This window comes from Paractinoplanes polyasparticus (genome assembly GCF_019710575.1).
Taxonomy (GTDB): domain Bacteria; phylum Actinomycetota; class Actinomycetes; order Mycobacteriales; family Micromonosporaceae; genus Actinoplanes; species Actinoplanes polyasparticus.
Genome location: NZ_JAHWFK010000018.1, coordinates 33,802 through 49,037, shown reverse-complemented (window position 1 = coordinate 49,037; position 15,236 = coordinate 33,802). Strand labels below are relative to the sequence as shown.

The following is a 15,236-nucleotide window of genomic DNA, read 5'->3' as shown; positions in this document are numbered from 1 at the left end:
TGGGGGCCAGCCCGAGACGCGGCGGCTTGTCAGTCGGTGGGCGGGGGTGGGCCGACCAGCGCGGCCTTGATGGGGGCCAGTTTGGCGGCGGCTTCGGCGACTTCGGCTTCGGGGTCGCTGTCCCAGACGATGCCGCCGCCGGCCCAGGCGTGCACGTGGGCGCCGTCGACGGCGACGGTGCGGATGGTCAGGCCCAGGTCGAGGTGGTCGTGGCCGATCCAGCCGACCGCGGCCATGCTCACGCCGCGGCCGACCGGTTCCAGGCGGGCGATCTGGGACAGGGCGGCGATCTTCGGAGCGCCGGTCACCGAACCTCCGGGCACCAGGGCACGCAGCAGGGAAGCCAGGTCGAGCTCGCCGGTGATGGGGGCCGACACGACGGACTCCGCCTGCCAGAGGCCGGACCAGCGGCGTACGGCGAACAGCTCCTCGACCTCGACCGGGCCCACACCGGGCAGGCGGGACAGGTCGTTGCGCGACAGGTCGACGATCATCACGTGCTCGGCCCGTTCCTTGGTCGAGGCGAGCAGCTCGCGGCGGCCCTGAGCGGTGGCCGGGCGCGTGCCCTTGATCGGGCGGGTGATGACCCGGCCGTCGCGCACCTCGACCAGCGTCTCGGGCGACGCGGTGGCCAGCGCCCAGCCGTCGCCGGCCAGGACGCCGCCGTAGCGCGCCCCCGGCAGCGCGGCCACCCGGCTCAGGGCGGGGAACGGATCTCCCGTGTACGGCGCCCTAGTGTGCCCGACGACGTTGACCTGATAGACGTCGCCGCGCCCGATGGCTGCCCGCACCTGCGACACCGCGGCCGCGTGCTCCTCCGGCGTCCAGCTGGGTGTCCATTCCCCCAACGCCCAGCCGCCGGCGGCCGCGTCCGACAACGACGATCCGCCCGGCGCGGCGACAGCGCGCTCCGACGGCGCCCAACGCTCCACCATCCCGGCAACGGGCTCGGACGACCCCCGGCCACCCGACGATTCGGCAGCGCGCTCCTCCGGCGCCCAGCGCCCCGGCACCCCGGATGGGCGCTCAGCCGATTCCCGGCCAACCGACGATCCGGCAACGCCCTCCCCCGGCGCCCAGCCTTCCGGCACCCCAGCAGTAGGCTCGGACGACTCCCTGCCCCCAGAAAATTCGGCAACGCGCTCTTCCGCCGCCCCAGCAACGCGCTCAGACGACTCCCGGTCACCCGGCGACTCGGCAGCGCGCTCCCCCGGCTCCCGGCGTTCCGGCACCCCGGATGTGCGGTCAGACGACTCCCGGCCTTCCGACATCCCGGCAATGGGCTCGGACGCCCCTCGGCCACCCGACGATTCGGCAGCGCGCTCCCCCGACCCCCGGCGTTCCGGCAGCCCGGAGATGCGCGCAGACGACTCCCGGCCCTCCGGCGATCCGGCAGCACGCTCCGACGGCGCCCAGCCCTCCGGCGCCCCGGCAGCGCGCTCAGACGACTCCCTGCCCCCCGACGATCCGCCGGCGCGTTCCCCCGGCGTCCAGAGCCCCGGCGGCCCGGAGTTGGCGCCCGGTGACCAGGCGATAACGGGTTGCGACGAGGAGTCATCATCGAAGGGGACATGTTCGTAGACCACGACGAAGACGTCGGGGATCGACGGGACCGGGGACGGGGCGGCGAGGGCGCCGCCGGCCATCACGGAACCGGTGTCGGCGGATACGTACAGTGCCGCTCCGCAGACTGAGCCAGCGCCGATCGGGCGGACGTCGGTGGCCGTTCGGCCAATGTTTCGCACGCGCAGTCCGTTGTCGGCGAGGTAGTCGGAGACAAGCTCTGCGGGGTCGCCACCGTCGGACCTGGACCAGCGGAACCATGTTGACGCACGGTGACGGCCCTGGCAGGACGCCGGAGCACCCGGCGGAGCGACGAGGGGAGGTGTCGGGAAGTGGCCGAACGACCGGCTTCCGTGGAGCATGGAAGGCGAGGATTCTGTCAATGGCGACACCGTCACCGGCTCGAACCGTCGTCGTTCGATTTGAGGTAACGTCCGTCACCGTCGTTGTGAGTCATCACACAAGCCCCCCGACCGGAGAAACACCTGATGTGCCAGCACACGAACCCCTGTCCCACCGCTGAAGCCGTCGACCGCGAGGCCGCGCGGACCGTTGCGGCCTGCCGCGAGCAGGGCTGGAGCCTGCTCTGCAACGGCGTGATCGTCTTCGAGGACACCGGCGAGATCCTGCCCGACGGCACGATGATCGAACCGCACCGCGGTCCGGCCCCGCACGCCCTCGCGGCCTGACTGAAAAACAGCTGAAAGCCGACGCTGCCGTCGGCACCAATTCGCTACACACAGTAGCGGAGAGCGCGCCCCCCGACGACGAAGGGCGCGCCACCGGGAAACTCAGTCCTCGAACGCCTCGGGCGACGGGCACGAGCAGACCAGGTTCCGGTCGCCGTAGGCGCCGTCGATGCGCCGCACCGGCGGCCAGTACTTCGCCGTCCGGTCCACTCCCGCCGGGAAACCGGCCACCGACCGCGGGTAGGCGTGCTCCCACTCGTCGGCCGTCACCGCCGACGCGGTGTGCGGGGCGTTGCGCAGCGGGTTGTCGTCCTTGGGCCACGCCCCGGCCGCGACCTGGTCGATTTCGCCCTTGATGGCGATCATGGCGGCCACGAAGCGGTCGAGTTCGGCCAGATCCTCGCTCTCGGTCGGCTCCACCATCAGCGTGCCGGCCACCGGGAACGACATCGTCGGCGCGTGGAAGCCGTAGTCGATCAGCCGCTTGGCCACGTCGTCGACGGAGACGCCGGTCGCCTTCGTGATCGGCCGCAGGTCGAGGATGCACTCGTGCGCCACCAGGCCGCCGCTGCCGGTGTAGAGCACCGGGTAGTGCTCGCGCAGCCGCGAGGCCACGTAGTTCGCCGCCAGCACGGCCGTGCCGGTCGCCGCGGCCAGCCCGTCCGGGCCCATCATCCGCAGGTAGGCCCACGAGATCGGCAGGATGCCGGCCGATCCGTGCGCCGCCGCCGACACCGCGTGGTGGTCGCCGGGCTCGAGCGGGTCGCCCGGCAGGAACTCGGCCAGGTGCGAGCGGACGGCGACCGGGCCGACGCCGGGACCGCCGCCGCCGTGCGGGATGCAGAACGTCTTGTGCAGGTTGAGGTGCGACACGTCGGCGCCGAACTTGCCGGGCCGGGCGAAGCCGACCAGCGCGTTCAGGTTGGCTCCGTCGACGTAGACCTGGCCGCCGGCCTCGTGCACGGCCGCGCACAGGTCGGCGATGGAGGTCTCGTAGACGCCGTGGGTCGACGGGTAGGTCACCATGATCGCCGCGAGGTTCGCCGCATGGGTCTCGATCTTGGCGTGCAGGTCGGACAGGTCGACGTTGCCGGCGTCGTCGCAGGCCACCACGACCACGCGCATGCCGGCCATGACGGCGCTGGCCGCGTTCGTGCCGTGCGCGCTCGACGGGATCAGGCACACGTTGCGGTGCTCGTCGCCGCGGGAGCGGTGGTAGCCGCGGATGGCCAGCAGGCCGGCCAGCTCACCCTGGGAACCGGCGTTGGGCTGCACGCTCACCGCGTCGTACCCGGTGATCTCGGCCAGCCAGCCCTCGAGCGTCGACACGAGCTCCTCGTAGCCGGCCGTGTTGGACGCGGGCGCGTACGGGTGGATGTTGGCGAACTCGGGCCAGGTGACCGGTTCCATCTCGGTCGTGGCGTTGAGCTTCATCGTGCACGAGCCGAGCGGGATCATGCCGCGGTCGAGCGCGTAGTCCTTGTCCGACAGCTTGCGCAGGTAGCGCAGCATGCTGGTCTCGGAGTGATGCGAGCTGAACACCGGGTGGGTCAGGTATTCGGTGGTCCGCGCGAGGGGCTGAGCGCCGCATTCGGCGGCCCCGGCGACGGCGACACCGAACGCGTCGAGCACCGCGGCGACATGCGCGTCCGTGGTCGTCTCGTCGGTCGCGACCGACACCCGGTCGGCGTCCACGAGCCGCAGATCGATGCCGGCGTCGGCGGCCGCGGCGACCACAGCGGCCGCGCGGCCCGGAACGACAGCCGTCACGGTGTCGAAGAAGGCGTCACTTTGCACGGAAACACCGCCCGCGGTGAGGCTGCCGGCAAGCGTCAGCGCGTGGGAGTGCACCCGCGACGCGATGGCCCGCAGCCCCTTCGGGCCGTGGTACACGGCGTACATGCTGGCCATGACGGCGAGCAGGACCTGCGCCGTACAGATGTTGCTCGTCGCCTTCTCGCGGCGGATGTGCTGCTCACGGGTCTGCAGGGCGAGACGGTAGGCGGGGGCGCCGTCCACGTCCTTCGACACACCCACGAGCCGGCCGGGCAGCGACCGCTCGAGCCCGGCCCGCACGGCCAGGTAGCCGGCGTGCGGTCCGCCGAAGGCCAGCGGAACACCGAACCGCTGCGTCGTGCCGGCCGCGATGTCGGCGCCGATCTCACCCGGCGCGCGCAGCAGCGTGAGCGCCAGCAGGTCGGCGGCCACCGTCACCAGGGCCCCCTGGCGGTGGGCGGCTTCGATCAAAGGCGCGTGGTCCCGTACGGCGCCCGAAGCCCCCGGGTACTGCAGGTGCAGCCCGAAGAACTCCTCGGGCAGCGAAGAGCCCGCGTCGAGGTCCACCAGCGCGAGCTGGATGCCGAGCGGCTCGGCCCGGGTCCGCAGCACGGCCAGGGTCTGCGGCAGCGTGTCCGCGTCCACGGCGTACACCTGGGACTTGGACTTGGACGCCCGCTTGGCCAGCGTCATCGCCTCGGCGACGGCGGTGCCCTCGTCCAGCATCGAGGCGTTGGCCGTGGTCAGCCCGGTGAGGTCGGTCACCATGGTCTGGAAGTTGAGCAGCGCCTCGAGCCGGCCCTGGCTGATCTCCGGCTGGTACGGGGTGTATGCCGTGTACCAGGCCGGGTTCTCGAGGACGTTCCGCTTGATCACGGCCGGGGTGTGCGTGCCGTAGTAGCCCAGGCCGATCATCGAGGCGGTGACCCGGTTGCGCGAGGCGATCGCGCGCAGCTCGGCGATCGTCTCCTCCTCGGAGGCGGCCGCGGGCAGGTTCAGCGACCCGTGCCAGCGGATCACCTCGGGGATCGCGGCGTCCATCAGGGCGTCCAGCGACGCGTACCCGATGGCTTTGAGCATGTGGGTCTGCTCGTCGGTGTCCGGCCCGATATGCCGGTTCGCGAACGTCATGACGGCTCCTCAGAGAGGTCGACTAGTCGGCCTCCCCCTCTGTCACCGCCGAGCTGGCCCACCAACCGCAGGCGCACGGATGCTTCAGAGTCGTCTGCCCACGCGGTCCTTTTGCCTGAGAGGTTCCGGGGAGGATTTGCCCCTTCGGCGCCGAGGTCGACCTCGGTCTCTCCCGCGTGGCTGGCAACCAACCTACCAGCGGACACGTTTCCACCGTGTGTCTCTAGGGTGGGGTTGTGATCTACACCCCCGCGGGCGACCGCTACGACACCATGCCCTACCGGCGGACCGGACGCAGCGGCCTGCGCCTGCCCGTCGTCTCGCTCGGCCTGTGGCACAACTTCGGGCACGAGCGCCCCTGGCAGCGCCAGCGCGACATCGTGCGCCGCGCGTTCGACCTCGGCGTGACCCACTTCGACCTGGCCAACAACTACGGGCCGCCGCCCGGCAGCGCCGAGGAGAACTTCGGCCGCGTCCTCGCCACCGACTTCCGGGCCCACCGCGACGAGATCGTCGTCTCGACGAAGGCCGGCTACGACATGTGGCCCGGGCCCTACGGCGACTTCGGCTCCCGGAAATACCTGGTCAGCTCGCTCGACCAGTCGCTGCAGCGGCTCGGGCTCGACTACGTGGACATCTTCTACCACCACCGGCCCGACCCGGAGACGCCGCTCGAGGAGACCATGGGCGCGCTCGACGCCGTGGTGCGCGCGGGCAAGGCCCAGTACGTCGGCCTGTCGAACTACACCTCTGAGCAGACCGCCGCGGCGGCGGCCATCCTGCGGGATCTCGGCACACCGCTGTTGATCCACCAGCCGTCGTACTCGATCCTCAACCGCTGGATCGAGAAGGACAACCTGCTCGACACCCTGCAGGAAGCCGGCGCCGGCTGCATCGCCTACAGCCCCCTGCAGCAGGGCCTGCTCACCGACCGCTACCTCGGCGGCATCCCGGACGACTCGCGGGTACGCACCAGCCGCTTCCTCAACGAGGACGCCCTGGACAACCAGACGCTGGGCCGCATCCACGCGCTCAACGACATCGCGAAGCGCCGCGGCCAGTCGCTGGCCCAGATGGCGCTGGCCTGGGCGCTGCGCGACGAGCGGATGACCAGCGTCATCATCGGCGCCAGCAGCGTCGAGCAGCTCGAGAACAACGTCGCGACGATCGGCAACCTGGCGCTCAGCGCGTCCGAGATCGGCGACATCGACGGCACCGTGCTGGATCTCTAGACGTGATCGAGCGCACGATCCTCGGGGTCGTGGTCGGATCGCGCGCCTACGGACTCGACGGGCCCGGCTCCGACCACGACCGCCGGGGCGTGTACGCGGCGCCGACCCGGGCGTTCTGGTCGCTCGACAAGCCGCCGACCCACTTCGACGGACCACTGCCCGAGCAGTTCACCTGGGAGGTCGAGCGATTCTGCGTGCTGGCGCTGCAGGCCAACCCGACCGTGCTCGAGGTGCTCTGGTCCCCCATCGTCGAAACCCTGACGCCGGACGGCCGGGAGCTGCTGGCGGCGCGGCAGGCGTTCCTCTCCAGCAAGGTGGCGGCGACGTACGGCGAATACGCGCGCGACCAGCTCAACCGGGTCTCCGCCCGCCGCGAGCGCACCGGCGAGACCAACTGGAAGCAGGCCATGCACATGATCCGGCTGCTGCTGGCCGGCGCCCACGTGCTGCGCACCGGCGACGTGCTCGTCGAGGTGCGGTCGCTGCGATCCCGGCTGCTCGAGATCAGGAGCGGGTCGGTGCCGTGGAATTCGGTGGTGGCCTGGGCCGACGAGCTGCAGCATGATCTTGCGTCGGCCCGGGCGGCGACCGGTCTGCCCGAGTCACCTGATCGCCGCACGATAGATCAACTGCTGGCCGGCGTACGGGAAAGGAATCTGACGTGACGACTGTCGTGCCCGCCTGGTCGGCCCAGGCGGTCGCCGAGCTGCCGTACCCGGTGATCTTCGCGACGGTGAGCGGAGCGCACCTCTACGGCTTCGCGTCGGTCGACTCCGACCTCGACCTGCGCGCCGCCCACCTGCTGCCGGTCAGCGAGCTCGTGGGCCTGCGCCTCGGCCCCGAGACCATCTCGACCAGCGGCTGGCGTGACGGCGTGGAACTGGACGTGGTCAGTCACGACCTGCGCAAGTTCGCCCGGCTGCTCAACAGCCGCAACGGCTACGTGCTGGAACAACTGCTGTCGCCGCTGGTCGTGACGACCGGCCCGCTGCACGCCGCCCTGATCGAGCTGGCGCCGTCGTTCATCACCTCCGGGCACGCCCAGCACTACCTGGGCTTCGCCGCCTCCCAGCAGAAGCTGTTCGACAGGACCGGCTCGCTGAAGTCTGCTCTGTACTGGCTGCGCGTCCTGCTGACCGGGCAGCACCTGATGCGCACCGGCGAACTCGAGACCGACCTGGCGGTGCTGGGCACGTCCCTGCCGTACGTGCCGGAGCTGATCGCCCTGAAGCGGTCAGCCGAGAAGGGCCCCTTCCCAGCCGCACTCGAGCAGACGCTGCGCACCGACACCGCGGCGCTGCGAACCGCCCTGGAAGAAGCCCGCGACAGCTCTTCCCTGCCTCCGCACCCCGACCCGGCCGCGGTGGACGCGCTGCACGAAATCGTGGTGAAAGCGCGGCTGGCAACGCGGTAGCCTCCGGGGGTGCAGTGTTTCGCCACCGAGCGCACGCGTAGCTGAGGACCGGCCCGCCGCCAGGGCCGTCCTGGGCCGCGCGCCGGTTGATGCCTGTTTCGTCCGGCTATCGACCTCAGCCCGAGAGGCAACCCATGCACATCCGTACGTTCGTCCAGCACGACCTGGCCCGGGTCACCGACCTGACGATCGAAACGTTCGGGCCCTATTACGAACAGTCCTTCCGGCCCCTGGTCGGCGACGTCGTCTACACCAACCAGCACGGCAACTGGCGCGACGACTACCGCCTCGAGGTCGCCACACTGCACCAGCCCGACAACCACAGGTACGTCGCGGTCGCCGACGACGCGGGCGACATCGCCGGCTACGTGGCGTACAGCGTCGACCCGGCCCGCCGCAACGGCGAGATCAGCCACCTCGCGGTGTCGGCCGCACACCGCCGGCATCAGGTGGGCACCACCCTGTGCGAGCACGCCTTCGACGAGATGCGCCACCTCGGCGCCGAGGTTGCGACCATCGGCACCGGCGGCGACCCGTTCCACGCGCCGGCGCGGGCGTTGTACGAAAGCCTGAACTGCACGATGCTGCCGGTGGCCGTCTACTACCGGCAGCTCTGAGGCCGCGCCGCGGGGCGGCAGGCCGCCGTGCCTGTGGCCCCGCGGCACTAAGGTCGCAGCGCATGACCCACGCCGACCTCGAGATCACCGCGGACCTCGTCCGCCGGCTGGTGCGCGACCAGCACCCGGACCTCGCCGACCGGCCGGTCCGGCTGGGCGCCCGCGGCTGGGCCAACCAGCTGTGGCGGCTCGGGGACGACCTGGCCGTCCGCGTGCCGTGGGCGCCCGACGAGGTGGATCAGCTTCGCAACGAGCACACCTGGGTACCCGGGCTGGCCGCACGCCTCCCCCTCCCGGTGCCCGTCCCCCTGCGACTCGGCGAGCCGTCCGACCGGTTCCCCCGCACCTGGCTGATCACCACCTGGCTCCCCGGCACGCCGGCCGACCGCAGCCCGGTCACCCGCGGCACGGACGCGGCCCGGTCACTCGCCGCGTTCCTGACGGCTCTCCACCACCCGGCGCCCGCCGGCGCGCCCGCCGGACGGGACCGGGGCGGTCCGCTGGCCGACAGAGCCCGAGGGTTCGCCTCGGGCGTGGCCGCGGCCAGCCGGCTCGGGCTGATCGACGACCCGGACGCGGTGCGCGCCGTCTGGCAGGACGCCGTGAACGCCCCGCCCTGGACGGGACCGGCGCTTTGGCTGCACGCCGACCTGCACCCGGCCAACGTCCTCACCACGGACGGCACGATCTCCGGCGTGGTCGACTTCGGCGATCTCTGCGCGGGCGACCCGGCCTACGACCTCTCCGCCGCCTGGCTCCTGCTGCCCGACCCCGAGCCGTTCTTCGACGCCTACGAGCCCGCGGCCGACGATGCCACCAGACGCCGCACCCGCGGCTGGGCCATGGCCCGCGTCCTCAGTGGCCTCCTCATCGGCGCCGACACCGGCCCCGGCGGCAAACCCAGCTGGGCCCCACCCGCCCGCGCCGCCCTGCGCCGTTTGACGGGTCGATAGTCGCCGAAGGCGTCCTGCCTGGTGGTCCGCGGCTCTGCCGCTACGGCATCCTAGGAGGCTAGGAACTCGGTTTGTGAAGCGTGTCGGTTTACGCTGATCGCATGCCCACCGCTGCTCGTGTCGCTGTCCACCTGGCTCGGCCCCATCGGCCGGTGCTGGTGGCGGGCACGCTGAGCGAGCTCAGCGGTCCTACGACGGGCCTGGTCGAGCTTCCGTTGCGGTTGTGGTGGGGTCCGCAGCGGGCGTTCGATCTCGACGAGCCGACGATGCTCGCCTGGATGTACGAGAACGTGCTCCGCGAGGCGATCCGCGTCGACGAGCTGCGCGCCTACCTGCACGGCCCCACCCTCGTGCGGGTCTGGCCCGAGCTGAACCTGCCTCGCGGCGTCCGCGCGGCCTGGGAGGTCCGCCACGCCCGGCTGCGCGCCGCCTCGCGCCTGGTCGCCGCGCACTAGGGCGGGCCGATAGCCTGGGCCGGTGGCGAGCGTCGACGACTTCTACTCCGATGTCGCCCGCATCGCGCTCGCCGTGGCCACCAAGCACGGCTTCGTGCTCGGCGGTGGGTTCGCCTGGCTGGTCAACGGGCTCGTCCAACGGCCCACCGAGGATGTCGACCTGTTCACCGACACGGCCGGCGGGGTCGCGGCGGCGGCCGGCGATGTGTCGTCGGCCCTGCGGGAGGCGGGCTACCGGGTCGTACGGGAAGAGGGTGACGAGCTCTTCGCGGGGATGGACGAGGACCTGCAGGAGTTCCTGGTCGCCACCGACACGCGGGCGCTGCGGCTGACGCTGTGCCGGCTCGACCGGTCGCAGAAGCCGGTCGTCATGGCGCTCGGGCCGGTCATGCACCTCGACGACCTGGTCGCGACCAAGGTGGCCGCGCTGGTCAACCGGCGGGAGGTGCGCGACTACATCGACGTCGCGGCCGCCCTCGAGCGCTACCCCCTCGATGTGCTGCTGGAACTGGGCCGTACCGCGGACCCCGCGCTCGACCCGGAAGATGTGGCCGACGCCGGGCGTTATCTCGATCGGCTGCACGACGCGCGGTTCGCGCTCTACGGCCTCAGCCCACAACAGATCGACGACCTGCGGCAGCGCCTGGCGCAGTGGCCGAGGAAATGATCCATATAGTGAACCCCATCCAACCGCCCCACCCGCCGCCCAAAAACAGACTAAAGGCCTCATGACGCTGACCGACCGCCTACCCGGCTCCAACGAACCCGACGCCGTCTTCGACGCCTTCCAGAAATGGGCGAGCGAGCAGGGCCTGGCCCTCTACACCCATCAGGAAGAAGCGCTCATCGAGATCGCCACGGGGGCGAACGTCATCCTGAACACCCCGACCGGGTCGGGCAAGAGCCTGGTCGCCACGGGCGCCCACTTCGTGGCCCTGGCCGACGGGCGCACCACCTTCTACACCGCTCCGATCAAGGCGCTGGTCAGCGAGAAGTTCTTCGCCCTGTGCGCGGTCTTCGGCGCCCACAACGTCGGCATGCTGACCGGCGACGCCAGCGTCAACGCGGACGCGCCGATCATCTGCTGCACGGCCGAGGTGCTGGCCAACCTGGCCCTGCGCGAGGGCGCGGACGCCGATGTCGGCCAGGTCGTGATGGACGAGTTCCACTTCTACGCCGAGCCCGACCGCGGCTGGGCCTGGCAGGTGCCGATCATCGAGCTGCCCCAGGCGCAGTTCGTCCTCATGTCGGCGACCCTCGGCGACACCACGCGCTTCGTCGACGACCTGTCCCGGCGCACGGGCCGGCCGACCGCCGTCGTGGCCAGCGTCGAGCGGCCGGTCCCGCTCCTTTTCTCGTACGCCATGACGCCGTTGCACGAGACGATCGAGGAGCTGCTGCAGACCAAGCAGGCGCCCGTCTACATCGTGCACTTCACGCAGGCGGCGGCCCTGGAACGGGCGCAGTCGCTGATGAGCATCAACATGGCCACCCGCGACGAGAAGGACAAGATCGCGGCCGCCATCGGGAACTTCCGGTTCACCGCGGGCTTCGGCAAGCAGCTGTCCCGGCTCGTTCGGCACGGCATCGGCGTCCACCACGCCGGCATGCTGCCCAAGTACCGCCGCCTCGTCGAGACGCTGGCTCAGGCCGGGCTGCTGAAGGTCATCTGCGGCACCGACACGCTCGGCGTCGGCATCAACGTGCCCATCCGCACGGTGCTGTTCACCGGCCTGTCCAAGTACGACGGTGTGAAGACCCGCCTGCTCAAGGCGCGCGAGTTCCACCAGATCGCCGGTCGCGCGGGCCGGGCCGGGTTCGACACCCTGGGCACGGTCATCGTGCAGGCGCCCGAGCACGTCATCGACAACGAGCGGGCCCTGGCCAAGGCGGGCGACGACCCGAAGAAGCGCCGCAAGGTGGTGCGCAAGAAGCCGCCGGAGGGCTCGATCGGCTGGGGCCAGCCCACGTTCGACCGGCTGGTGTCGGCCGACCCCGAACCGCTGACCTCGTCGTTCCAGGTGTCGCACGCGATGCTGCTCAACGTGCTGGCGCGCGGCGGCGACCCGTTCTCGGCCATGCGCCACCTGCTCACCGACAACCACGAGGAGCCGGCCGCTCAGCGCCGGCACATCCGCCGGGCCATCGCCATCGCCCGCGCGCTGGTGGCGGGTGGTGTCATCGAGCGTACGGACGAAGGGGTCTACCGCCTCACCGAGGACCTGCAGCTGGACTTCGCGCTCAACCAGGCGCTGTCACCGTTCGCCCTGGCCAGCCTGGAACTGCTGGACCGGGAGGCGCCCGACTATCCGCTCGACGTGGTGTCGGTGATCGAGTCGACGCTCGAGGACCCGCGGCAGGTGCTCTCCGCCCAGCGCCAGAAGGCCCGCGGCGAGGCTGTCAACGCGATGAAGTCCGAGGGCATCGAGTACGAGGAGCGGATGACGCTGCTCGAGGACGTCACCCATCCCCGGCCGTTGCTCGAGCTGCTCGAGGCGGCGTACGAGACCTACCGGCGCGGCCACCCGTACATCGCCGACTACGAGCTCAAGCCCAAGAGCGTGGTCCGCGACATGTACGAGCGGGCGATGACGTTCACCGAGTACGTGTCGTTCTACGGGCTGTCCCGCTCGGAGGGCCTGGTGCTGCGGTACCTGGCCGACGCGTTCCGGGCGTTGCGCCAGACCGTGCCCGAGGACGCCCGCACCGAGGAGCTCACCGACCTCATCGAGTGGCTGGGCGAACTGGTCCGGCAGGTCGACTCGAGCCTGCTCGACGAGTGGGAGCGCCTGCGCAACCCGGGCGCCGAGATCGAAGAGGTACGCATCGACGACAAGCCGCCCGCGGTCACGCGCAACACCCGCGCGTTCCGGGTGCTCGTCCGCAACGCCCTGTTCCGCCGGGTCGAGCTGGCCGCGCTGCGCCGCTGGGACCTGCTGGGCGAGCTCGACGCCGAGTCCGGGTGGACCGCCGAACGCTGGCAGGATGCCATCCTCGACTACTTCGACGAGTACACCTCGCTCGGCACCGGCCCGGCCGCGCGCGGTCCCGCCTTCCTGCACATCGAGGCCGGCCCGACGGCGTGGGTCGTCCGCCAGGTCTTCGAGGACCCGGAGGGCGACCACGACTGGGGCATCGAGGCCACGGTCGACCTGGCCGCCTCGGACGAGATCGGCGCGGCGGCGATCGTCGTGACCTCGGTCGGCCCCCACGAATGAGCCACCGGCGCGTCGCCGCCGCCTTCGCCGTCGCGCTGCTCGGGCTGCCGGTGCTGGCGTGGGCGGCCCACGCGGCCCGGTTGGAGCTCACCGACGGGGTGCTGCTGTTCCTGGCGGCCGTGGTCGGGGTGGCGCTGCTGGGCGGGCTGTGGCCGGCGCTGCTGGCCGCGGTCGGCGGGTTCCTGCTGCTGAACTACTACTTCACAGCGCCCGTACGCAGCCTCGACATCAACACCACGCGGGGCGCCCTCGCGCTGGCCGTGTTCGTGCTGGTCGCGCTCGCGGTGTCGTGGATCGTCGACCTGGCCGCGCGCCGGACCCGGCAGGCCGCGGCAGCCGCCGCCGACGCGCACACGCTGGGGGCGGTTGCCGGCGCCGTGCTGGCCGGGCCGGACCCGCTGCGGGGGTTGCTGAGTGAGCTGCGGGAGCTGTTCGGCCTGTCCTCGGTGACGCTGCTGGAGCGCACGGCCGACGGCTGGCAGCCCGCCGCAGTTTCGGACTTGTCCGGCTTTTCGGATTCACGTGAAACGTCGCGTTCCCGGGTCGCCTCCACCTCCCCCGCCCTCATGGGTGGGCCGAACCGTACCGCGCGCAAAACGGGCGAAGCGACTTGTCCACAGCCGGCGGCCGCAGCCGAATTCGCACCGTACGGCGAAACCCGGGTGCCGGCCGACGACGGGCTGGTCCTCGCGCTCCGCGGCCGCGAACTGGACGTCAACGAGATGACGATCGCCCGCGCCTTCGGCGCGCAGGCCGCCGTCGCCCTGCGCCAGCAACGCCTGACCGCCGCGGCCGAGGGCGACCGCGTCCGCTCGGCCCTGCTCGCCGCCGTCAGCCACGACCTGCGCACGCCCTTGGCGTCGGCCAAAGCGGCCGTGGCGGGCCTGCGCAGCGACGAGGTCCATTTCGACGAGCACGACCGCCGCGAGCTGCTGGCGACCGCCGACGAGTCGCTCGACCGCCTGTCCGCGCTGCTGGCCAACCTGCTCGACATGAGCCGCCTGCAGGCCGGCGCCCTGGCGGTGCACCTCACCGACGTCGGCCTCGAGGACGTCGTCCCGGCCGCGCTGGACGAGCTCGGCCCGGCCGGGCGGCAGATCACCGTACGGCTGCCCGAGGACCTGCCCGCCGCCCACGCCGACCCCGGCCTGCTCGACCGGGTGCTGGTGAACGTCGTCGGCAACGCCCTGCGCTACAGCCCGGCCGACCGCCCGCCCGAGATCACCGGCCGGGCCCGGGACGGCCGCCTCGAGCTGCGGGTGGTCGACCACGGGCCGGGTGTCCCGCCGGGTGACCGCGAGCGGATCTTCCAAGCGTTCCAGCGGCTGGGCGACCGTGACAATCACACCGGCGTCGGTCTGGGTCTGGCGCTCGCGCGCGGCCTGACCGAGGCGATGGACGGCACACTGATCCCGGAGGACACCGCCGGAGGAGGGCTCACCATGGTCCTGACGCTGCCGATGGGCAAGCCGTGACCCGGATCCTCGTCGTCGACGACGACCCTCAGATCCTGCGGGCGCTGCGGATCAACCTGCGCGCCCGCGAGTACGACGTGGACGTGGCGTCCGACGGCGCCGGCGCGCTCAAGGCGGCGGCCGCCCACGCGCCCGACCTCGTCGTGCTCGATCTGGGCCTGCCCGATCTGGACGGCACCGAGGTCATCCGCGGGCTGCGGGGCTGGACCAGCGTGCCGATCATCGTGCTCTCCGGCCGGGCCGAGGGCACCGACAAGGTGGCCGCGCTCGACGCCGGCGCCGACGACTACGTGACCAAGCCGTTCGGCGTCGACGAGTTGCTGGCCCGCATCCGCGCGGTCACCCGGCGCGTGCAGCCGTCGGACGCTCCGCCCGCTCCGGTGACGGTCGGGAGGTACACGGTCGACCTGGCCGGCCACACGATCACCCCGGAGCAGCGGCTCACCCCGACCGAGTGGCAGCTGCTCGAACAGCTGCTGCGCAACCCGGGCAAGCTGATCACCCAGCGCAGCCTGCTGCACGACGTGTGGGGTCCGCAATACGGCACCGAGACGAACTATCTGCGTCAGTACATGGCGCGGCTGCGGCGTAAACTCGAGGACGACCCGACCCGGCCACGGCACCTGATCACCGAACCCGGCATGGGCTACCGTTTTCAGCCGTAAGGGGTCCCGTCGGCTACTGGCCCCGGCTCCCGGGGATCAGTACGGTGA

Annotated in this window: 13 protein-coding genes and 1 riboswitch; of the genes, 11 read left to right on the top strand and 2 right to left on the bottom strand. The window is 71.6% G+C overall.

All coding sequences use genetic code 11. The features are described 5' to 3' along the window. Positions 1–29: 29 nt before the first annotated feature. Positions 30–1,091 (bottom strand): chorismate-binding protein, encoded by a 1,062-nt coding sequence (locus KXC43_RS19055; RefSeq protein ID WP_438870901.1) that lies wholly within the window; start codon positions 1,089–1,091, stop codon positions 30–32. Positions 1,092–2,051: 960 nt separating this feature from the next. Between KXC43_RS19055 and KXC43_RS19050 the strand changes: the two genes are divergently transcribed. Then, the gene (locus KXC43_RS19050) at positions 2,052–2,252 is read left to right on the top strand and encodes a DUF5999 family protein (RefSeq protein ID WP_221377436.1); all 201 of its coding nucleotides are present in this window, start codon (positions 2,052–2,054) and stop codon (positions 2,250–2,252) included. Positions 2,253–2,354: 102 nt separating this feature from the next. Here KXC43_RS19050 and gcvP read toward each other — a convergent pair whose 3' ends face one another. Then, complete coding sequence (gene gcvP / locus KXC43_RS19045; RefSeq protein ID WP_221377435.1) at positions 2,355–5,159, bottom strand: aminomethyl-transferring glycine dehydrogenase; 2,805 nt, start codon at positions 5,157–5,159, stop codon at positions 2,355–2,357. Positions 5,160–5,252: 93 nt separating this feature from the next. Beyond that, positions 5,253–5,344: riboswitch (glycine riboswitch) on the bottom strand. A gap of 51 nt (positions 5,345–5,395) precedes the next feature. Here gcvP and mgrA point away from each other — a divergent pair. From mgrA to KXC43_RS18995, 10 genes are all read left to right on the top strand, one after another. Beyond that, on the top strand, positions 5,396–6,391 hold the full coding sequence (mgrA, locus tag KXC43_RS19040; RefSeq protein ID WP_221377434.1) for an L-glyceraldehyde 3-phosphate reductase: 996 nt from the start codon (positions 5,396–5,398) through the stop codon (positions 6,389–6,391). A gap of 2 nt (positions 6,392–6,393) precedes the next feature. Continuing rightward, positions 6,394–7,056, top strand: a complete 663-nt coding sequence (locus KXC43_RS19035) for a nucleotidyltransferase domain-containing protein (RefSeq protein ID WP_221377433.1) — start codon at positions 6,394–6,396, stop codon at positions 7,054–7,056. Then, a complete protein-coding gene (locus tag KXC43_RS19030) occupies positions 7,053–7,805 on the top strand; it encodes a nucleotidyltransferase domain-containing protein (protein WP_221377432.1) in 753 nt (250 codons plus the stop codon). The genes KXC43_RS19035 and KXC43_RS19030 overlap by 4 nt, the downstream gene beginning before the upstream one ends. 134 nt (positions 7,806–7,939) lie before the next feature. Next, complete coding sequence (locus KXC43_RS19025; RefSeq protein ID WP_221377431.1) at positions 7,940–8,422, top strand: GNAT family N-acetyltransferase; 483 nt, start codon at positions 7,940–7,942, stop codon at positions 8,420–8,422. A 62-nt stretch (positions 8,423–8,484) separates the two neighbouring features. Continuing rightward, positions 8,485–9,375 (top strand): aminoglycoside phosphotransferase family protein, encoded by an 891-nt coding sequence (locus KXC43_RS19020; protein WP_221377430.1) that lies wholly within the window; start codon positions 8,485–8,487, stop codon positions 9,373–9,375. Positions 9,376–9,476: 101 nt separating this feature from the next. Next, on the top strand, positions 9,477–9,830 hold the full coding sequence (locus KXC43_RS19015) for a hypothetical protein (RefSeq protein ID WP_221377429.1): 354 nt from the start codon (positions 9,477–9,479) through the stop codon (positions 9,828–9,830). Positions 9,831–9,852: 22 nt separating this feature from the next. Further along, a complete protein-coding gene (locus KXC43_RS19010; protein WP_221377428.1) occupies positions 9,853–10,497 on the top strand; it encodes a nucleotidyl transferase AbiEii/AbiGii toxin family protein in 645 nt (214 codons plus the stop codon). Positions 10,498–10,558: 61 nt separating this feature from the next. Further along, positions 10,559–13,048 (top strand): DEAD/DEAH box helicase, encoded by a 2,490-nt coding sequence (locus tag KXC43_RS19005; protein WP_221377427.1) that lies wholly within the window; start codon positions 10,559–10,561, stop codon positions 13,046–13,048. Then, complete coding sequence (locus tag KXC43_RS19000) at positions 13,045–14,523, top strand: sensor histidine kinase (protein ID WP_221377426.1); 1,479 nt, start codon at positions 13,045–13,047, stop codon at positions 14,521–14,523. Before KXC43_RS19005 ends, KXC43_RS19000 begins: the two co-directional genes overlap by 4 nt. Beyond that, a complete protein-coding gene (locus KXC43_RS18995; protein WP_221377425.1) occupies positions 14,520–15,188 on the top strand; it encodes a response regulator in 669 nt (222 codons plus the stop codon). The genes KXC43_RS19000 and KXC43_RS18995 overlap by 4 nt, the downstream gene beginning before the upstream one ends. Positions 15,189–15,236: the final 48 nt, after the last annotated feature.